This window comes from Citrobacter sp. H12-3-2 (assembly GCF_009649895.1).
Classification (GTDB): Bacteria; Pseudomonadota; Gammaproteobacteria; order Enterobacterales; family Enterobacteriaceae; genus Citrobacter; species Citrobacter portucalensis.
Genome location: NZ_CP045837.1, coordinates 864678 through 883516, shown reverse-complemented (window position 1 = coordinate 883516; position 18839 = coordinate 864678). Strand labels below are relative to the sequence as shown.

Genomic DNA, 18839 nt, shown 5'->3' with positions numbered 1-18839 from the left:
ATAGGAAAACGGCTACCGATAACGGCAGGTAAGATAAATATTCAAGTAAGGTCATAGTCCCCGGCAGGGGTTGGTTAGGAGGTTTTGCGGCGCTTTCGCTTCTTCTTCACCGTCGGCAGCTTGCAGATATTCGCGAACACGTCAGGGAAGTACCCCAACATTTCAGCATCGGTGATCCCTGCGTTGTGGAGGTAATAACGCAGGCTGACGTATGACAGACCATCGCAACGCTTGCGGATCTGCTCAGGATGCATCCGATGTGACCACATTTCACGGACAAATTCTGTCCGGGTTGTCGGTGTCATCATCGCCCAGGTCACCGCTTGTTTTTGACGCGCGAGCCGCCAGACTTCAGCGAACGGCAGATCTAGGGTATTAGCGACAATATGCGGTGAGAAACCGCGATTTAATAGCAAACGAGCTTTTCTTTGTGTTTCCGGATCAGATGGTTGAGACCGGGATTTGTATGTCGGGTTCTCCAGGATGGAGAAAAGGCGAGAAAGCTGGTTTTCTTCTTCGGCGCTTAGGCCGTTGGCAACATCACACAATATTCCTCCAAATGTTAAAACGGATAATCTTCTGATTCTTCCTCTTCTTCGTCAGCGGCTGTTGAAGGGTCAGATGGTTGTGGTTCTGGTTTGGATTGACTATCCAAGAGTGGGTTTATAATCTCCAGCGCTCTCCATATCTCATGTTTCTCCTCTTCTTCAGACGTTGCACCTCGTAAACGCGCCCATGCTTTCGCCTCAGGAACTAAGTCACCATTACCTTTAAACGCAGCACGGAACCAAGCAGGCCTGCCATTATCATTACTGCCTTGTTCAGGCTGATCATTCATCACTGAATGATTACTACCGGATAAATCAGCATTGTTGCCAGCATCCACAACAGGTAAAGGTTCTCCGACTCCAGCAACAGGCGCGGCAGTCTCAGGGGCATCAGTAACGGGTTGCTGTTCGTCTTGATCATTTCTCTCCTCAATGAGTGTTTCAATATTCCACCCAAGCGCGGCTAATTTCTCAGTCGCGATCTGAAAAGCAAATTGCATCACCTCTTCATCAGAGAGATCACGATTTGCGATAGTTTTTGCCATCACCTTGATCCCACGGTTAACTGCACGGGGATCAACTTGTCCGGACTTCTTCAGCAAGGAATTGAGCTGTGATTTTTTCAGCGGCTTATCTTGCGGTGTCACTGGCGCGTCAGTCATGCGGGACACGATGACATCAATAGGCGTACAGGTGTACGTATTGCGCCAACCGTCCTTGAATGGCTCTTTACCTACTTCCAGAAGGCCCAGCTCTTGCAGTTTATCGATCCTATCCTGTGCTACTGAGACGGCTCGGCCCATCTCCTTAGCTATTGTTTTAATGCTCTGGTAACACTTATTGCCCTGCGCCTCGAAGGTGTAAAAGTGATTGAACCACTTGAGATCGGTATCAGTTACACGCATCACTGCCCCGGCAGGTGTCATAATGTTTTTGATACCTTTTAACGGGCTGGCGGTTTGGTCGAAGTTGGTCTTAGTTTCTACTATCTCGGACATTGTTCTCTCCTTCAATGGGATTCTTCATATTGGTTCGGATGCGTTCGGCCTCTGCATCCACGAGTCTGTTGATGAACGTTGCAACAGGTGTCCCGGTTCGGCGGCATTCGTGCATAATTGCGTCCATCGTTGAATTGCTAAATGTCAGTTTCATCTCAAGTTCCCTCCGAATGCATAAAAGTTATCGCTCCTGCTATCGCGGATGGCGATCAGGAGTAAGAAGCCGTGTTTGCGGCGATTTCGTTTGGTGGCGTTGCTGCCAACGGAGTAATACAGAGAATGATTATTCGGTTGTGGTCAGTTCTGGAATGGGTTTTCCGGTAATGCCTTCGAGTTCGCCGCCAGACTCAATGATCTTAAGCAGGAGGACCTGCTCATTCATGAGCCCGATACCATGAGAGGCGTAATAGACACGCCAGGCAGACAGCACAGGTTCGATGATCTCCATAACATCACGGCCTTTTGCTAACTCTGCTGAGAACGGTTTAAGAATATCCTGGATGATTTTTGCATTCTTAGCCTGCTGGCGCAGACCTTTGATGATATTCATGGCTTCACGAGTTGCAGGGTATAGTTTGTCTGCTTTCTTGGAGCCGCCAACGCGGGTTCTGAAACTGCGAAGATTTACTAAAGAAGTGATTTTGTTGTCGATTGCAGAAACAATCTCTGAGGCGGTAGCGTTCGAAAAGTCGAACAGGACTGGTTTTGTCATCTAATCTCCTATGTTGTTTTAATGTTTCCTTTTCTCAAGGTATGAATATATTATGTCATAAATCACACTTTTTGTCAAGTTTTTTGTTGCATCATGGATAAAAGTGTGCTAGCAGCATTTTGGGCTGGGCCGCATAATCCCATAAAGCAACATAAAATGTCATTAGCAATTCGTGCTATATCTAATTATATGTATTGCATTCTTATTTTAGGTGGGAAACAATTGAGGGTTACACAAATTACCCATGACGCGCTCTAAGCGATTCCAAGCCGTAGGCAGTACCTATGGGTTACCTCTACCGTTTAAATGCCGTGTAGCGTGTCTGATGCGCTCTGTGAGCCTCCTGTTATCTAGTCTTGATAGTCCGTTGTCAATCAACGGTCACAACAATCAAGATGAATCGGGGATTCACCGCGTAGCGGCTTTGTGAAGTCTGAGGGGGGTGCGCCGCCCCTCCAAGGGGGGAGTTACGTCGCGTTTAAAGCTCCTGACTGCATCGCAGTCGTTCACATTGGACTGACGCGCTTGCGCTTGTCTTCCACACATAGTGTAAACAGGCGAAGCCTGTCTACATAACACCTAACAACTCCAACAATTGAACGCATGTTCAATCTGCCTTTGACCTTAAGGTTTTAGGTCTTAGATCTTGTCAAAGATTTTGTAAGGATCTTGTATGGGTCTAGTTGTTACTGGTAATAACCGGTAAACCCCTCCCTGTTATAACCGGTATACCTTCTCGGTAATAACCGGTAAACCCTTTCTGTTATAACCGGTATACCCCCCCGTAGTAGTAACACCCTCCCCTCTGACAGAAGACACCTGGTGACCACGGAAGATTCTTCCATCAAGTACCTGAGACACCATTCTGTGATCGCCTTATGAAACATGTAAATTAAACACCAGTTAAATAAGGTTTAATGCTCCTTAAATCGCCATTTCTACCACCTGTTGTCACTGGCTCACCTGCGGATGTGGAGATCGTTATGGTGTGGTGTAAACAACGAAGCCAGTAATGGCACGGCCTCGGCAGATCTGTCACTCGTGGTGTGGCTAAACACAATCACCGATCCGCCCTTCCATACCAAAAAATAAATTTTCTTCGCAACCTTCTGAAAGTCCATCTATTTCTGGACGCATTGAGCCGCCTGTATCGCGCTGTGGGAGGTCGTGGATTATCGGTAGGTCAGTTTAATTGTGGGGAAGATGACGCGCTGTAGCGCTTCTGGTGGAGCATACGGGGCTATTGGTGGGGCTGCTTGCGCTGGTGTGGGAAAAGGTACGTATCCGTGACCTGCTAGGGCGGGAGAATTTCGCCTGTTGGAGGCTGACGTAGTGGCCTGCTGGCAGGTATTAGAACTCACCTCTAACTTACACAATGTGAAAGTGTAATTTAGCAAGTCATTGATTCTATTAATATGTATTGTGGGTGAACATCAAAGAAGCGTCTATACGCTGTCTTATGCGCCATTTATGCACGTTCTATGCACCTGCGCTATGTGTGCAAAGAACTGACTCAAGATATTTTGCCAAGATCCTTAACAACTAGCGAGGAGTGTGATTTTCCGCCTAACCCATCTGACGGTGTGCATCCTCGAAGAGACCTTAAGAGCCCCCCAACTTTCGTTTCTCACTGCGCGGGAGTGGGTGCTTTAACATATAAAAAACCCTTTACAATGATCATATTATGATCAATATTTGCATCCTAACTTACATATTGAATATCGGAGAGGGACGCAATGAAGAGAGTCGAACCAGTCAGAGACAAAGAGAAGATCGCAGAGGTTGAAAGACTGCTGCGTCAGAATAACAGCAACGCTATCTACGGTGATTTGTGGGTGTTCCTGAATCAGACAGCGGCGCGTATTGGTGACGCTCTTAAGTTGCGGTATGCCGACTTTAACCATATCGAAGGGAACGTGTTGAACCTGAAGGAACAGAAGACCGGGAAGACACGCTCAATTATGTTGACACCAAAAGCACTTGAATTGGTGGCACAGCGTCGTGCTGATAATCCAGGTCAGGAATACCTGTTCGAAGTGGACAGCAACCGGGCCAAAGGAAAACCGATCAGCCGGGTGACGGTCTCAGCCAAATTCAAAGAAGCCGGGGATATGCTCAATCTTCACATTGCGGCGCACAGCCCACGCAAGAACCTTGGTTATCACGCTATAAAACGTGGGGTAAGTCTGCCGACGCTCACGAAGCTGTACGGGCATTCATCGCAGGCGGTCACGCTAGCGTATTGTGGGATCATGGATAAGGATGTTGAAGACGTATTCCAGGCAATCGATTATTGAGAGTGCAACTATGAAGAAAGTTTTACTTTATGCGCTGATGCTGCTGCCGTTGGCGGCTCAAGCAGGAAAAATCACCATGAGCAACCCCGACGAACAAGAGTTAAAGGGCGGGAAGAGGCTTTGCACTTACGAAAACAGCGTTTATCTGTTTACGCTGGTGACTCGCTCGCAATCCTGCCCTTTCTCAAAAACGTTCGATACCTTGGACAACGAAAAATAAACAGACCACCTAGTTATGTCCATCTTGGGTAACAAGACTAGACGCTACTACACAATATATTAACAATTGATTGATACATCGCTTTTGCATACTTTACAGTGCCATCTATGCCAAACTGCATCATAGTATTTTTCGTAACGTAGCATATGAATTTTCAACTTATCCTTCTCAAAGCAAGTTGCACAAAAAGCAGTATCATCCCCATCTTTGAAATAAACTCCATCGTTAAAGGTAAACGCTTCTTTATCCTTTAGCTGTTCTTCAAGTTGTTTATTCTTCTGTTCGGCTTCGAAAAGCAAAACCTGAGTTGTGACAACTTCCATCTTGACACTAGCAAGCTCCGTCATGAGGTTTGCAAGCTCAAGCTTTAGGGTTGCGTTATCAAGCTCGTCACTCTCATCAGAGAGCTTCTTCGCGATACCAACAGCTTTATCAATAATCCCAACAGCGGCGGCTGTACTTGCTAACATTCCAGACATTGATCATTCCTTTCGTATAAATAACCTATCGTAATCTTCATCATTTCTAATTTTATTTTTATTGAGTGTATCAATGATGATTGAATCTTCAGGGAGCGGGAGTCCTGCCAAGGTTCGTAAGCTAGAAGAAACGTTGTAAAAATAAATCGCAAGGTCTGTCAATTCCTTGGCACGTATTGTTGTAGGATAATCATCGTTTAAATGTTCATCAAATTCATTCCACTCTTTGGCGAAACGTTGCCTCGCATTATTAACTTTTGTGGGAAGTGTAAAAATTTCATGCATTAAATTCACAGGTAACAACTTCCAGTCGATGTCTTCGAACTTCCCAAGGTTAAATTCTGGAAATTCGATGCTATAACCTCTGAACAACGAACCAGAACATCTACCTTCATCTTCATAATAATACTCACGCCCATCATCCTCTGAACACTCTAGGCACAGTGCAACATAACGCTCTAGTTTATAAGTCAGTTTTAGGGATAACACTTCTAAATCTTTTTTATTCTTCGAACTGTTCTTACGCCAATCAGTAAACCAAGCAAAGCCGCCAGTAATGATTGCACCCACAACCGTACCAATAAGACCAGCATAACTATCCGACATAAGCCCCCCTGTTTTTTTCGCATAGTACATCATAAGCCCCGTTGGTGGTAAGACAACAAGCGGAGCCGTTAGGCAACAACATCAGGGGTATGTCAGACAGTGAAGTTTATCAGGATGACCATGTACCCGAAGGAGCGAGGCCGAACCGCTGGCAGAGCTTGCATGTGGTGTGCAAGTACCAAAACCACCATAAACCTGTTTATCCCCTGCAACATCATCTCGACGTGTGGCATATGGGGGCATCGGGCTAAAATGCGCTTCACTGAAAGTTTTGGGAGTTATGCCAGGTATGCGGCTTTTTGTTCGTTGTTGTACTGTCGCGGTAAGAACTTGGAACCACCGCCAGCGTGATGATATGCTCCCTTGTACCACAGACCAATCACGCGACAGGTGCGGGCGTAGAACAATGGGTAGTTTAAGTTGTACCTGCTAAAGCGGGGCAACGTAACTAACTGATAAATCATAACTTGTTGATTTATCAGGAGATTGGAGCGGGCGAAGGGAATCGAACCCTCGTATAGAGCTTGGGAAGCTCTCGTTCTACCATTGAACTACGCCCGCATCGAAGTGCGTAAGGGATTATAAACCTTACGCTCTTCTTGGCAAGGGACTAACCGACTGACTGGCGATTAAATCACCGTCAGCATTTTGGCTTACTGCCCTGCGGCGGCAAATAACGCAGCGGATCGATAGCTGTCGCCCGGTAGCGGATTTGGAAATGCAGCCGCACCGTAGTCGCATCCGAGCTGCCCATCGTCGCAATTTTCTGCCCGGCCTTCACGTTTTGACCGTTGTTCACCAGCATGGTGTCATTATGCGCATACGCAGTGATGTAGTCCTCACTGTGCTTAATCATGATGAGATTACCATAGCCCCGTAGCTGATTACCGACGTAAACCACCTTCCCGGCGCCGGCGGCATAAATCGGTGTACCGCGCGCAGCCGAGATATCAATGCCCTTGTTGCCGCCGTCCGCGGTTGAATAAGGCAGGATCACCTTACCGCTGGCAGGCCACAGCCAGCAACGTTGCCCTACCGGAGGCCAGGAAGACTGCGGTACGGACGAAGACGGTCTGACCGCTGCCGTTTTGGTTGAGGATTTCTTGGTTGTTTTGCCAGAGTTAGAACTGGTTTTCGCGCCACCGCTGACCTTCAGTTTTTGCCCTACTTCAATGGTATAGGGCGGTGAAATATTATTCAGGCGGGCGATCTCTTTCACGCTGGTCCCGGTAGCGCGCGAAATACGGTATAGCGTATCCCCCCGCTTCACGGTATACACGGAGCCGGAATAACTTCCTGTATCAGACGACTTGCTCCCGGAACACCCTGCTAACAGCAGACCGACGCACAGCAACATCACGATACCCAGGCCATTTTTCTTCAGGCGTCCTGCACTCAAAACAATACCTCGCAACATTTTCAGACGCTTTATCATAGCAGCCAGAAACCGGATGCCAAATCATATCGCGCAACGAACAGTCGGCCCTGGCATTTCACACCCTCTGTTAATCAATCTGACTTAATTAAGCATATAATATGAATGCTTAAGATTGATGGTGGACGCTATGCGACAGGAACATGTCATTTTATTGAATGAGCAGGACCAACCCTGCGGAACGCTGGAAAAATATGCGGCGCATACCGCCACAACCCCCCTGCATTCCGCTTTCTCGTGCTGGATATTTAACGAGCTGGGCCAACTGCTGGTCACCCGCCGCTCGCTGCACAAAAAAGCCTGGCCTGGCGTCTGGACCAACTCTGTCTGTGGTCACCCGCAGTTGGGTGAAACCCACGAAGCCGCTATTGTCCGCCGGGCTCGCTTCGAACTGGGTGCAGACATCGACTCGCTCAGCCCCGTGTATGCTGACTTTCGTTATCGCGCTACAGACCCGAGTGGAATTGTGGAAAACGAAGTGTGCCCGGTTTATGCCGCACATATCGTGAGTCCGCTACAGCTAAACCCAGATGAAGTGATGGATTGCCAGTGGAGCAGTCTTGAGGATGTCTTAAGCGGGATTGACGCGACGCCGTGGGCTTTTAGCCCGTGGATGGTAATGCAGGTTGCAGACAAAGAAGCGCGTGCGCTGTTGCGGAATTACTGCCAACAAATTATTGCCTGATGGCGCTACGCTTATCTGGCCTACATAACGAATCGTAGGCCGGATAAGGCGTCAGCCGCCATCCGGCATTTCACATCTTACTTAACCGGGCGCATCGCCGGGAACAGGATCACGTCGCGGATAGTGTGGCTGTTGGTGAACAGCATAACCATACGGTCGATACCAATGCCCAGACCCGCAGTCGGCGGCAGACCGTGTTCCAGAGCGGTAACGTAGTCTTCGTCATAGAACATTGCTTCGTCATCACCCGCATCTTTAGCGTTAACCTGATCCTGGAAACGCTGCGCCTGATCTTCCGCATCGTTCAGCTCGCTGAAACCGTTACCGATTTCACGTCCGCCGATGAAGAATTCGAAGCGGTCAGTGATTTCCGGGTTTTCGTCATTACGACGCGCCAGCGGAGAAACTTCTGCCGGGTACTCGGTAATGAAGGTCGGTTGAATCAGGTGCGCTTCCGCAACTTCTTCAAAGATCTCGGTCACGATACGGCCCAGACCCCAGCTCTTCTCAACTTTGATGCCGATAGATTCAGCAATCGCTTTTGCAGAGTCGAAGTTATCCAGATCGGCCATGTTGGTTTCCGGACGGTATTTCTGAATCGCTTCGCGCATGGTCAGTTTTTCGAACGGCTTACCGAAGTCGAAGACTTCTTCACCGTAAGGCACTTCAGTCGTTCCCAGAACGTTCTGCGCCAGCGTACGGAACAGCGATTCGGTCAGTTCGATCAGATCTTTGTAGTCCGCATAAGCCATGTAGAGTTCCATCATGGTGAACTCTGGGTTATGGCGAACAGAGATGCCTTCGTTACGGAAGTTACGGTTAATTTCGAATACGCGTTCGAAGCCGCCAACCACCAGACGCTTGAGGTACAGTTCCGGCGCGATACGCAGGTACATGTCCAGATCCAGCGCGTTATGATGAGTGATAAACGGACGCGCTGCCGCACCGCCAGGGATCACCTGCATCATCGGGGTTTCTACTTCCATAAAGCCACGAGCAACCATGAACTGACGGATGCCAGCCATAATCTGTGAACGCACTTTAAAGGTATTGCGGGATTCATCGTTAGAGATGAGATCCAGGTAACGTTGACGATAGCGCGCTTCCTGATCCTGCAGACCGTGGAATTTGTCCGGCAGCGGGCGCAGCGCTTTGGTCAGCAGACGCAGTTCGGTGCAGTGAATAGACAACTCACCGGTCTTGGTCTTGAACAACTTACCTTTCGCGCCGAGGATATCGCCCAGATCCCATTTTTTGAACTGCTCGTTATAGACGCCTTCCGGCAGGTCATCGCGAGCAACGTACAGCTGAATACGGCCGCCAACGTCCTGCAGCGTAACGAATGATGCTTTACCCATAATACGACGGGTCATCATACGGCCAGCAACGGATACCTCAATGTTCAGCGCTTCCAGCTCTTCGTTTTCTTTCGCGTCGAAGTCAGCATGCAGTTGGTCTGAGGTATGATCGCGACGGAAATCGTTCGGGAACGGGATCCCCTGCTCACGCAGGCTCGCCAGCTTCTCACGGCGCGTTTTCAGTTCATTGTTAAGGTCGGCTACCGCGTCAGCGCCCTGTACGTGTTGTTCAGACATGTTGGTTCCTCATAACCCTGCTTTCAAACTTGCTTCGATAAATTGATCCAGGCTGCCATCCAGCACCGCCTGCGTGTTACGGGTTTCAACCCCGGTACGCAGATCTTTGATGCGGGAGTCATCAAGGACATAAGAACGAATCTGGCTACCCCAGCCGATATCTGACTTGTTGTCTTCCATCGCCTGTTTCTCGGCATTCTTCTTCTGCATTTCCAGTTCATAAAGCTTCGCTTTCATCTGCTTCATGGCCTGGTCTTTGTTCTTGTGCTGGGAACGGTCGTTCTGACACTGCGTCACAATCCCAGTCGGGATGTGGGTAATACGCACCGCAGATTCCGTACGGTTAACGTGCTGACCACCCGCACCGGAGGCACGGTAAACGTCAATACGCAGATCTGCCGGGTTGATATCGATATCAATATCATCATCAACTTCCGGATAAACAAACGCAGAACTGAACGACGTATGGCGGCGTCCGCCGGAGTCGAACGGACTCTTACGAACCAGACGGTGTACGCCGGTTTCAGTACGCAGCCAACCGTACGCATATTCGCCAGCAATTCTGATGGTTACGGATTTAATACCCGCCACTTCACCTTCAGACTCTTCAATAATTTCAGTCTTAAAGCCGCGCGCTTCAGCCCAACGCAGATACATGCGCATCAGCATGCTTGCCCAGTCCTGCGCTTCCGTACCGCCAGAACCTGCCTGAATATCGAGATAGCAATCTGCGCTGTCATATTCACCGGAGAACATACGACGGAATTCCAACTGGGCCAGTTTATCTTCCAGCGTGTCGAGTTCTGCTACGGCTTCGTTAAAGGTTTCTTCGTCGTCGGCTTCTACAGCCAGTTCCAGCAGGCCGGAGACATCTTCCAGGCCCTGGCTCATCTGATCGAGCGTATCAACGATGGCTTCAAGAGAAGAACGCTCTTTACCCAGCGCCTGCGCGCGTTCGGGTTCGTTCCATACGTCCGGCTGTTCCAGCTCGGCGTTTACTTCTTCCAGACGCTCTTTCTTGGCATCATAGTCAAAGATACCCCCTAAGAACGTCAGAGCGCTCCGTGAGGTCCTGAATGCGGTTATTTACCGGATTAATTTCAAACATTGTCTGATTTCTTTTATTGGACTAGTCAAAATGCGGTGATAAGAGCGGGATTGTAACTAATCCACGCCCTTTTTTATAGCGATTAGTGACGCTAAAGTGGCCAGATATTGTCGATTATAATCTGCAAACTACGGTTGCCGCGAAACTCGTTAATATCCAGTTTGTAGGCAAGCTGAACTTCGCGCACGCCGTTGTCCGGCCAGCAGGTGGTATCGACGTTAAACGCAATACCGTCCAGCAGTGGGCCGCCGCCAACAGGCTCGACCATCACCTTCAGATGACGCTCACCGACCAGACGCTGCTGGAGCAAACGGAAATGCCCGTCAAACAGCGGTTCCGGGAACATTTGCCCCCACGGTCCGGCATCACGCAGCATTTGTGCGACCTCCATGGTCATCTCCGACGCGTTCAGTGGGCCATCCGACACCACTTCACCTTGCAGTAAGGCGGGATCCAACCACTCGGTTACCAGTTCGCCAAAACGCTGCTGGAAACGCTCAAACTGCGCCTCTTCAAGCGATAAGCCCGCAGCCATGGCGTGACCGCCAAACTTGAGGATCATGCCCGGATAAAGGGTGTCCAGGCGCTCCAGCGCATCGCGCATGTGCAGCCCCTGAATCGAACGCCCGGAGCCTTTGAGAGTACCGTCACCTGCCGGGGCAAACGCTATCACCGGGCGATGGAATCGCTCTTTAATACGCGATGCCAGAATCCCCACAACGCCCTGATGCCACTCGGGATGATACATTGCCAGGCCGCCCGGAAGCGTATCGCTACTGCGTTCCAGCTTTTCACACAGGGTCAGCGCTTCGGCCTGCATACCCTGCTCAATCTCTTTGCGCGTCTGGTTGAGTGCATCCAGCTCATTGGCCAGCACGCGCGCTTCACCAATGTTGTCGCACAGCAACAGCGCTACGCCAACGGACATATCGTCCAGACGCCCCGCCGCATTCAGCCGTGGCCCGAGGGCAAAACCTAAATCACTGGCTGCCAGCTTTAGGGGGTCGCGATTGGAAATCTCCAGCAGCGCTTTAATACCAGGGCGGCATTTTCCAGCACGGATACGGCTTAAGCCTTGCCACGTCAGAATGCGGTTATTGGCATCCAACGGGACCACGTCCGCCACCGTGCCAAGCGCAACCAGATCGAGCAAATCCGCCAGGTTCGGCGGTGCAATGCCTCGCTCATCAAACCAGCCTTTGTCACGCAGGAAAGTGCGCAGCGCCAGCATCAGATAGAAGGCTACACCAACGCCTGCCAGCGATTTCGACGGGAACTCACAGTCGTGCAGGTTAGGATTGATGATCGCCTCTGCGCCCGGCAGCGTATCCCCTGGCAGGTGGTGATCGGTCACAACGACCGGGATCCCCAACGTTCTGGCATGTTCGACACCCGCGTGAGACGAGATGCCGTTGTCTACGGTGACAATCAGCTGAGCACCACGGGCATGGGCCTGATCAACGACTTCCGGGCTTAAACCATAACCGTCCTCAAAACGATTTGGCACCAGGTAGTCAACGTTACTGCAGCCCAACGCGCGCATCGCCAGGATGCTTAGCGCCGTGCTGGTCGCGCCATCGGCATCGAAATCGCCAACAACGATGATGCGAGTTCCCGCACGAAAGGCGCTGTAGAGGATCTCAACCGCCTTTTCGACACCGTTTAAATGCTGCCACGGCAGCATTCCTTTGACGCTACGCTCAAGCTCCTGCGCGCTACGTACACCGCGACTGGCGTATAAACGGCGCAGCAGCGGCGGTAAGTCGGCAGGTAGCTCGACTGTCTCGTCGGCTTCACGCCGACGAAGTTGTATCTGTTGTTTCACGCGAATTATTTACCGCTGGTCTGTTTTGCATGTGCGTCGAGGAATTCTTTCATCTCTTTCGGGCCCTGATAACCAGGTACGACATAGCCATTGCTCAGCACAATCGCCGGTGTACCGCTGACGCCAAACTGTACGCCCAGCGCATAGTGGTTAGCGATATCCACATCACAGGTCGCCGCTTTCACGCCCTTGCCAGTCATCGCGTCGTCAAAGGCTTTGTTTTTGTCCTTAGCACACCAGATAGACTTCATGTCTTGCTCAGCCTGGCTGTCCAGCCCCTGACGTGGGAAGGCCAGATAACGTACGGTGATCCCCAACGCATTGTAATCTTTCATCTCTTCATGCAGCTTGTGGCAGTAACCACAAGTGATGTCGGTGAAAACGGTAATGACGTGTTTTTCCTGCGGCGCTTTGTAGATGATCATCTCTTTTTCCAGCGCGTTCAGATGCTTCATCAGCAGTTGGTTGGTGACATTCACCGGACTTGCGCCGCTCACGTCGTACATCGGTCCCTGGATAATATGTTTACCGTCTTCGGTAACGTACAGCACGCCGCTATTGGTCAGTACGGTTTTCATGCCCGCAACCGGAGCAGGTTGAATCTCGGTGCTCTGCACACCCAGCTTTGCTAATGACTGACGAATTGCCGCGTCGTCTGCATGTACCATGCCGGAAAACGCCGTCGCCAGCAGGGTGAACATCATAAAACGTTTTTTCATAGCCTATCCTATCCTGTCAGCACTCACGCTCGCGGGTGATGCTGTTGATGTAGTTGCCGCAAGCGCTCCGTTGCGACATGAGTATAAATTTGCGTTGTCGAGAGATCGCTATGCCCCAGTAGCATCTGCACCACGCGCAGGTCTGCGCCATGGTTGAGCAGATGCGTGGCAAACGCGTGCCGCAGGACGTGCGGTGACAGCTTTTCGCTGTCGATTCCCGCCAACACAGCATAGTGTTTGATACGATGCCAGAAGGTCTGACGGGTCATCTGTTGCGCCCGCTGACTAGGAAACAGCACATCAATCGATACGCCGTTGAGCAACCATGGACGCCCATGCTCCAGGTATGTTTCCAGCCAGTACACAGCCTCCTCACCCAACGGGACAAGGCGCTCTTTGTTGCCTTTACCGATCACCCGTACCACACCCTGACGCAGGCTGACGTCACTCATCGTCAGTCCTACCAGTTCAGACACGCGCAGGCCTGTTGCATACAGCACTTCCAGCATGGCTTTGTCGCGTAGCTCCAGCGGTTGCTCAATAAGCGGCGCTTGTAGCAGCCGCTCAACCTGCGCTTCGCTGAGATCTTTAGGCAGGCGCTGCGGAAGTTTAGGTGATGCAAGCGAGGCGCTGGGGTCATCTTCGCGATATTTTTCGCGGTACAGATGCTGAAAAAAACGTCGCGTCGCACTGAGCAAACGTGCGGAACTAGTGGCTTTATACCCTCCATCCATCCGCTCAGCCAGCAAGGCTTGCAGATCATCACTTTGCGCGGTCGCAAGCGAAGCGCCGCGGTGATGTAACCATTCCACAAGCATGGTCAGATCGCGACGATACGCACTTAATGTGTTTTCCGCCAGATTTCGTTCCAGCCACAGGGCATCAAGAAACTGCTCGATGCGCGCCAGATCCTGTTCCACTCGCGCCCCTTATTCCACTCTCATTTTTGATGCATTATGCCTCATTGTGCCGAGAATGCGGCGATTCTGTTACACTACCCGCAACGCTACAGCAGAATTGAGATGTTTACGTCATGAACATGGGTCTTTTTTACGGTTCCAGCACCTGCTACACCGAAATGGCAGCAGAAAAAATCCGCGATATCCTGGGTCCCGAACTGGTGACACTGCACAACCTCAAAGACGATTCCCCGACCCTAATGGAGCAATATGACGTGCTCATTTTGGGCATCCCAACCTGGGATTTCGGTGAAATTCAGGAGGACTGGGAAGCGGTCTGGGAGCAACTGGACGACCTCAACCTGGAAGGCAAGATTGTCGCACTTTACGGTATGGGCGATCAGTTGGGATACGGCGAATGGTTCCTGGATGCGTTGGGTATGCTGCACGATAAACTGATCACCAAAGGTGTAAAGTTTGTCGGCTACTGGCCCACAGAAGGCTACGAATTCACCAGCGATAAACCCGTCATTGCTGATGGACAGCTGTTTGTTGGCCTGGCGCTGGATGAGACGAACCAGTACGATCTCAGCGATGAACGCATTCAGGCCTGGTGCGAGCAAATTCTTGGGGAAATGGCCGAGCACTGGTCCTGATAACCGATTTGCCGGATGACGGCGTAAATGCCTTATCCGGCCTGCATGACGCACCTAACTGTTGGCCTTCAAGCTGCGCGCCATCAGGCATGTGTCATGCGTTACCCTTGCTTCGCCTTTTGCAGCATCAACCGCCGTAAATCCCGCCACTCTGCATCATCCATACTGTCTGCTGCCAGCCACAAATGTTGACGTTTTCCGGCATCAGATCGCAAGCGTAGCATCATACCTGTTTTAACCATCCAGGGGGCGCTAACGATAGACCACTCTTGCCCTTGCCAGCGCAGACGGCCATCCATCAATAGCCGAATCTCACCCTGACAGGCGTTGATTCGACGCTGACTGCGAACGCTATCGAACACCACCAGAGAGAGCAAAACCAGCCATAATGGGGTGTAGCTCAATGGCCAGGGCATCAATAAAATAAACACCGCGACCAGCCCATGAATTAGCAGTGAAAGCCACTGCGCGCGCCATGATACGCGTAAATCAGATTGCCACTGGACCACGTTCCCGATTCCGTGTCTGGATAAGTCGCACCATCTGTTCCAGCTGCTCATCAGCTGGTTTCCCATGATTCATCAACCAGTTAAATAAATCTGGATCATCACATTCTAGCAGACGGATGAAGATACGTTTTTCTTCGTCACTTAAGCTGTCATATTCATGTTCAAAAAACGGCATGATCGAGATGTCCAGCTCGCGCATACCGCGGCGGCATGCCCAATGAATACGTGCTTTGTTGTTAATATCCATGTTCTTCTCCCTGTCTCGCGAAAACGAAGTATCCCGCTATTGTAACGTGTTTTTCCCGCTCTTTTTACGGGAATATCAGTAAACTGAAGCTCGCTCGCTAAATAAAACCTTATTAAGCCAAAGGATTCACCAATTTTGGATGTCTCCTCGCAAAGCACAATATATGGCACAAATAGCCTGTTTAAACCGCTTGCAATGGGCCATAGCTCTTTTACCATTAGTCATCATCACTGCGTTAAGCAAATCAGGACATTATTATGGCTTTTACATCTTTTCCTCCTCGCCAGCCTTTTGCGTCAACGCGTTTACCTCTGACGCTAATGACGCTCGATGACTGGGCGCTCGCCACCATCACCGGTGTCGACAGTGAGAAGTATATTCAGGGTCAGGTCACGGCGGATGTCAGCCAGATGACCGAGCATCAGCACCTGTTGGCTGCACATTGTGACGCCAAAGGTAAAATGTGGAGCAACCTGCGTCTGTTCCGCCGGGGTGACGGTTTTGCATGGCTTGAGCGCCGTAGCCTGCGTGATGCGCAGCTCACTGAGCTGAAAAAATACGCGGTCTTCTCGAAGGTGGCGATCGCCCCAGACGACGAACGCGTCCTGTTGGGCGTAGCGGGATTCCAGGCTCGTGCAGCGCTGGCCAATATCTTCAGCGAATTACCGAACAGTGATAAGCAGGTCATTACCGAAGGTGCCTCCACGGTATTGTGGTTCGAACACCCTGCCGAACGTTTTCTGCTGATCGTTGATGCCACCACCGCAGAAACCTTGGTTGAAAAGCTGCGTGGCGAAGCTGAGTTAAATAACAGCCAGCAGTGGCTGGCGCTGGATATCGAAGCGGGTATCCCCGTGATTGATACAGCCAACAGTGCACAGTTTATTCCACAGGCTACCAATCTGCAGGCTCTGGGCGGGATCAGCTTTAAAAAAGGCTGCTACACCGGTCAGGAAATGGTGGCTCGTGCAAAATTCCGCGGAGCCAACAAACGCGCCATGTGGACTTTGGCGGGTGCCGCCGGTCGAGTACCGGAAGCTGGCGAAGACCTTGAATTAAAAATGGGCGAGAACTGGCGTCGTACTGGTACCGTACTTGCTGCAGTACAACTGGCCGATGGTCAGGTACTAGTGCAGGTTGTGATGAATAACGACATGGAGGCCGACAGCGTGTTCCGCGTCCGTGACGACGCAAAAACGCTGCGTATCGTACCGCTGCCATATTCGTTAGACGAAGAGTAATTGGTCGGCCTGATAAGCGCAGCGCCATTAGGCAATTCGGCACAGGCCGCCGGATTGCGGCATTGCCTCGTCCGGCCAACAAAATACAGCCCGGGCGAGGCGTTTACGCCGCCCCCGGGGTTGCACTGAATCTATGCGTGTTGCCCCACGTACAGATAGATCGCCAGGAAGTGGCAAACACTGCCGCCCAGCACAAAGCCGTGCCAGATCGCATGGTTATAAGGAATACGCTTACAGACGTAGAAAATTACGCCCAGCGAATACACCACACCGCCAACAGCCAGCAACGTCACGCCTCCCGCCGCCAACTTCACCGCCAGTTGATACACCACAATCAGCGAAAGCCAGCCCATTGTCAGGTAAGTCACCAGCGACAGAATTTTAAACCGGTGTGCGATGGTCAGTTTGAATAAAATACCGATCAGCGCCAGGCTCCAGATAACAATCATAAGTCCACGTGCCAGCGGCGAATCAAGCCCCACCAGCAGAAATGGCGTGTAGGTCCCGGCAATCAGCAGATAAATCGCACAGTGGTCGAACTTTTTCAGCCAGACTTTCGCTCTCTGATGGGGGATCGCGTGATACAAGGTTGAGGCGAGGAACAGCAGGATCATGCTGCCGCCGTATAGGCTATAGCTGGTAATCGCCATAGCGCTGGCATTGGTATCCACTGCCTGAACCAGCAACAACACCAGTCCGACAATCCCAAACACCAGCCCGATACCGTGACTGATGCTGTTGGCTATTTCCTCTGCCAGCGAATATCCCTGCGCGATTAATGGCTTCTGAACCATAACTTACTCCCGAGAAACGAACCCTATCGTGATTGCTCCTCTAGCGTAACTGAGAATGGTTCCAGTGAACACCTGTTAGCTAAAATAATTACCAGATAAATATTTACCATTAAAAATCATGGTGTTAGTTTTTAAATTTCAGCTAACATGCGTACCATTAAAATCAAAGACATTTAAAATCAATCACATAAAATTGCGTCTGATCCGGGTAAATCTCGGCAATGACATGTTTAAGTTCTTCAAGCGTCATATTTTCCTGCTGGGCATGTTTATCCGTCAGCGTATCCAGCGTGACGGTTGAGGTGCCAACAACCTCAATCGTGCAGAAGTAACCGTCATCTTCGAAGCGCCCAACCCGTAAAATGTCCCCGGCTTTGAAGTGTGATTCAGACTCATCACGAATAGTGATGGTCTTGCGTCCGGCCAGAATGTCATCCTGGAAACGCTGAAAAAAAGTGATGTCATTTGGCTGCATGTTATTATTCCCTGTAGATGAAGTCTGATGAGTGAGTTTTGCCATTGTGAGTATGTTCTCCCACGCTGCCATCGCCAGTCTCAACAATCTTGAGATGCTGGTCTACAACTATGTCATCAAAAACCGTGACAAAGTCATGTACATGACCATTCGCGAACTGGCCGATGCCGTGGGTGTTTCCACTACCACCGTACTGCGCTTTTGCCGCAAGCTTAAGTGTGAAGGTTACTCAGAATTTCGCGTGCGCTTCAAATTATATTTAGAGCAGAATGAACCGCAACAGGCTAATTTCGGTGCTAGCGAAATTATCAGCTTCTTTAAAGGCGTTAATAACGATGAGTTCGATAATCTGCTCGATCAGGCTGTTGATATTATATTATCTTCCGAGCGTATTATATTCGTTGGGGCGGGAACATCCGGAGCCTTAGCCAAATATGGCGCACGTTTTTTCTCAAACGTTGGAAAATTCAGTAATCACATTGATGACCCTTATTTCCCGGTAACGAATGACATGGCCAGAAACGCGCTGGCGATCGTGCTTTCCGTTTCCGGTGAAACAGAAGAGATCCTGCGTTTTGCCAGCCAGTTCAGCCTGCATAACTGTAAGGTCCTGTCAGTCACCAGTAATGAACATTCGCGGCTGGCCAAATTGGCTGACTTTAATCTCTCCTGGCACGTTCCACAGACGCGCATTGCCGGGGTATACGATATAACCACACAGATCCCTGTTATTTATATTCTGGAGTCACTCGGCCGCAAGCTGGCGAAAAGAATAGCGTAAAAAAACAATC

21 protein-coding genes and 1 tRNA gene are annotated in these 18839 nt (G+C 50.5%); 6 read left to right on the top strand and 16 right to left on the bottom strand.

What is annotated here, in order from left to right:
• Positions 1-74: 74 nt before the first annotated feature.
• The 3 genes from GHC22_RS04265 to GHC22_RS04255 all read right to left on the bottom strand — a co-directional run bounded on the left by GHC22_RS04265 (position 75) and on the right by GHC22_RS04255 (position 2258).
• The gene (locus GHC22_RS04265) at positions 75-548 is read right to left on the bottom strand and encodes a hypothetical protein (RefSeq protein WP_151451379.1); all 474 of its coding nucleotides are present in this window, start codon (positions 546-548) and stop codon (positions 75-77) included.
• Between the two features lie 14 nt (positions 549-562).
• Positions 563-1546: a hypothetical protein gene (locus tag GHC22_RS04260; RefSeq protein ID WP_076730439.1), complete on the bottom strand. Its 984-nt coding sequence runs from the start codon at positions 1544-1546 to the stop codon at positions 563-565.
• A 283-nt stretch (positions 1547-1829) separates the two neighbouring features.
• Positions 1830-2258: a hypothetical protein gene (locus GHC22_RS04255; RefSeq protein ID WP_151451380.1), complete on the bottom strand. Its 429-nt coding sequence runs from the start codon at positions 2256-2258 to the stop codon at positions 1830-1832.
• 1736 nt (positions 2259-3994) lie between these two features.
• On the opposite strand from GHC22_RS04255, the gene GHC22_RS04250 reads away from it, so the two are divergent.
• Positions 3995-4555, top strand: coding sequence for a tyrosine-type recombinase/integrase (locus GHC22_RS04250; RefSeq protein WP_153752300.1), 561 nt, complete (start codon positions 3995-3997; stop codon positions 4553-4555).
• Positions 4556-4565: 10 nt separating this feature from the next.
• Entirely contained in the window at positions 4566-4775 is a 210-nt protein-coding gene (locus GHC22_RS04245) for a hypothetical protein (protein WP_076730442.1), read from the top strand.
• 59 nt (positions 4776-4834) lie between these two features.
• Here GHC22_RS04245 and GHC22_RS04240 read toward each other — a convergent pair whose 3' ends face one another.
• The 4 genes from GHC22_RS04240 to actS all read right to left on the bottom strand — a co-directional run bounded on the left by GHC22_RS04240 (position 4835) and on the right by actS (position 7259).
• Positions 4835-5254 carry a hypothetical protein gene (locus tag GHC22_RS04240; RefSeq protein ID WP_076730443.1) on the bottom strand — a complete coding sequence of 140 codons (420 nt, stop codon included), beginning with the start codon at positions 5252-5254 and terminating at the stop codon, positions 4835-4837.
• A 3-nt stretch (positions 5255-5257) separates the two neighbouring features.
• On the bottom strand, positions 5258-5860 hold the full coding sequence (locus GHC22_RS04235) for a hypothetical protein (protein ID WP_151451381.1): 603 nt from the start codon (positions 5858-5860) through the stop codon (positions 5258-5260).
• 487 nt (positions 5861-6347) lie between these two features.
• Positions 6348-6421: transfer RNA gene (locus tag GHC22_RS04230), tRNA-Gly, on the bottom strand.
• A 79-nt stretch (positions 6422-6500) separates the two neighbouring features.
• Positions 6501-7259, bottom strand: coding sequence for an amidase activator ActS (actS, locus tag GHC22_RS04225; protein WP_020996306.1), 759 nt, complete (start codon positions 7257-7259; stop codon positions 6501-6503).
• Between the two features lie 166 nt (positions 7260-7425).
• Between actS and idi the strand changes: the two genes are divergently transcribed.
• Positions 7426-7980 (top strand): isopentenyl-diphosphate Delta-isomerase, encoded by a 555-nt coding sequence (idi, locus tag GHC22_RS04220; protein WP_048215592.1) that lies wholly within the window; start codon positions 7426-7428, stop codon positions 7978-7980.
• Positions 7981-8057: 77 nt separating this feature from the next.
• Here idi and lysS read toward each other — a convergent pair whose 3' ends face one another.
• From lysS to xerD, 5 genes are all read right to left on the bottom strand, one after another.
• Positions 8058-9575 carry a lysine--tRNA ligase gene (lysS, locus tag GHC22_RS04215; protein WP_003026911.1) on the bottom strand — a complete coding sequence of 506 codons (1518 nt, stop codon included), beginning with the start codon at positions 9573-9575 and terminating at the stop codon, positions 8058-8060.
• 9 nt (positions 9576-9584) lie between these two features.
• Positions 9585-10683 (bottom strand): peptide chain release factor 2 gene (gene prfB, locus GHC22_RS04210; protein WP_100194817.1). Its coding sequence is split into 2 segments (ribosomal slippage): positions 9585-10607 and positions 10609-10683, totalling 1098 coding nucleotides; the frame shifts between segments, so codons are not numbered across the junction.
• Between the two features lie 91 nt (positions 10684-10774).
• On the bottom strand, positions 10775-12508 hold the full coding sequence (gene recJ, locus GHC22_RS04205; protein WP_153752298.1) for a single-stranded-DNA-specific exonuclease RecJ: 1734 nt from the start codon (positions 12506-12508) through the stop codon (positions 10775-10777).
• Positions 12509-12513: 5 nt separating this feature from the next.
• Positions 12514-13227 (bottom strand): bifunctional protein-disulfide isomerase/oxidoreductase DsbC, encoded by a 714-nt coding sequence (gene dsbC / locus GHC22_RS04200; RefSeq protein WP_003825520.1) that lies wholly within the window; start codon positions 13225-13227, stop codon positions 12514-12516.
• Positions 13228-13250: 23 nt separating this feature from the next.
• The gene (xerD, locus tag GHC22_RS04195; protein WP_003825519.1) at positions 13251-14147 is read right to left on the bottom strand and encodes a site-specific tyrosine recombinase XerD; all 897 of its coding nucleotides are present in this window, start codon (positions 14145-14147) and stop codon (positions 13251-13253) included.
• Positions 14148-14260: 113 nt separating this feature from the next.
• Between xerD and fldB the strand changes: the two genes are divergently transcribed.
• Positions 14261-14782 carry a flavodoxin FldB gene (gene fldB / locus GHC22_RS04190; RefSeq protein ID WP_003026933.1) on the top strand — a complete coding sequence of 174 codons (522 nt, stop codon included), beginning with the start codon at positions 14261-14263 and terminating at the stop codon, positions 14780-14782.
• Positions 14783-14883: 101 nt separating this feature from the next.
• Here the strand turns inward: fldB and GHC22_RS04185 are convergent, their stop codons facing one another.
• Positions 14884-15291, bottom strand: coding sequence for a protein YgfX (locus GHC22_RS04185; RefSeq protein ID WP_003825515.1), 408 nt, complete (start codon positions 15289-15291; stop codon positions 14884-14886).
• A complete protein-coding gene (sdhE, locus tag GHC22_RS04180; RefSeq protein ID WP_003825514.1) occupies positions 15272-15538 on the bottom strand; it encodes an FAD assembly factor SdhE in 267 nt (88 codons plus the stop codon). Before sdhE ends, GHC22_RS04185 begins: the two co-directional genes overlap by 20 nt.
• A 257-nt stretch (positions 15539-15795) precedes the next feature.
• Between sdhE and ygfZ the strand changes: the two genes are divergently transcribed.
• Positions 15796-16779, top strand: a complete 984-nt coding sequence (ygfZ, locus tag GHC22_RS04175) for a tRNA-modifying protein YgfZ (protein WP_153752296.1) — start codon at positions 15796-15798, stop codon at positions 16777-16779.
• Positions 16780-16910: 131 nt separating this feature from the next.
• On the opposite strand, the gene GHC22_RS04170 is transcribed toward ygfZ, so the two are convergent.
• The gene (locus GHC22_RS04170; protein WP_071445549.1) at positions 16911-17573 is read right to left on the bottom strand and encodes a hemolysin III family protein; all 663 of its coding nucleotides are present in this window, start codon (positions 17571-17573) and stop codon (positions 16911-16913) included.
• Between the two features lie 163 nt (positions 17574-17736).
• The gene (gene yqfB / locus GHC22_RS04165; protein WP_048225466.1) at positions 17737-18048 is read right to left on the bottom strand and encodes a N(4)-acetylcytidine aminohydrolase; all 312 of its coding nucleotides are present in this window, start codon (positions 18046-18048) and stop codon (positions 17737-17739) included.
• A 52-nt stretch (positions 18049-18100) separates the two neighbouring features.
• Here yqfB and GHC22_RS04160 point away from each other — a divergent pair, with 52 nt between their 5' ends.
• The gene (locus GHC22_RS04160; protein ID WP_153753956.1) at positions 18101-18829 is read left to right on the top strand and encodes a MurR/RpiR family transcriptional regulator; all 729 of its coding nucleotides are present in this window, start codon (positions 18101-18103) and stop codon (positions 18827-18829) included.
• Positions 18830-18839 lie beyond the last annotated feature (10 nt).

Excerpts from the sequence above, each read along its gene's own strand:
- GHC22_RS04260 (WP_076730439.1), bottom strand. The coding sequence starts at position 1,546 with ATGTCCGAGATAGTAGAAACTAAGACCAACTTCGACCAAACCGCCAGC.
- GHC22_RS04255 (WP_151451380.1), bottom strand. The coding sequence starts at position 2,258 with ATGACAAAACCAGTCCTGTTCGACTTTTCGAACGCTACCGCCTCAGAG.
- GHC22_RS04250 (WP_153752300.1), top strand. The coding sequence starts at position 3,995 with ATGAAGAGAGTCGAACCAGTCAGAGACAAAGAGAAGATCGCAGAGGTT.
- GHC22_RS04245 (WP_076730442.1), top strand. The coding sequence starts at position 4,566 with ATGAAGAAAGTTTTACTTTATGCGCTGATGCTGCTGCCGTTGGCGGCT.
- GHC22_RS04240 (WP_076730443.1), bottom strand. The coding sequence starts at position 5,254 with ATGTCTGGAATGTTAGCAAGTACAGCCGCCGCTGTTGGGATTATTGAT.
- GHC22_RS04235 (WP_151451381.1), bottom strand. The coding sequence starts at position 5,860 with ATGTCGGATAGTTATGCTGGTCTTATTGGTACGGTTGTGGGTGCAATC.
- idi (WP_048215592.1), top strand. The coding sequence starts at position 7,426 with ATGCGACAGGAACATGTCATTTTATTGAATGAGCAGGACCAACCCTGC.
- lysS (WP_003026911.1), bottom strand. The coding sequence starts at position 9,575 with ATGTCTGAACAACACGTACAGGGCGCTGACGCGGTAGCCGACCTTAAC.
- dsbC (WP_003825520.1), bottom strand. The coding sequence starts at position 13,227 with ATGAAAAAACGTTTTATGATGTTCACCCTGCTGGCGACGGCGTTTTCC.
- fldB (WP_003026933.1), top strand. The coding sequence starts at position 14,261 with ATGAACATGGGTCTTTTTTACGGTTCCAGCACCTGCTACACCGAAATG.
- sdhE (WP_003825514.1), bottom strand. The coding sequence starts at position 15,538 with ATGGATATTAACAACAAAGCACGTATTCATTGGGCATGCCGCCGCGGT.
- ygfZ (WP_153752296.1), top strand. The coding sequence starts at position 15,796 with ATGGCTTTTACATCTTTTCCTCCTCGCCAGCCTTTTGCGTCAACGCGT.
- GHC22_RS04170 (WP_071445549.1), bottom strand. The coding sequence starts at position 17,573 with ATGGTTCAGAAGCCATTAATCGCGCAGGGATATTCGCTGGCAGAGGAA.
- yqfB (WP_048225466.1), bottom strand. The coding sequence starts at position 18,048 with ATGCAGCCAAATGACATCACTTTTTTTCAGCGTTTCCAGGATGACATT.
- GHC22_RS04160 (WP_153753956.1), top strand. The coding sequence starts at position 18,101 with ATGTTCTCCCACGCTGCCATCGCCAGTCTCAACAATCTTGAGATGCTG.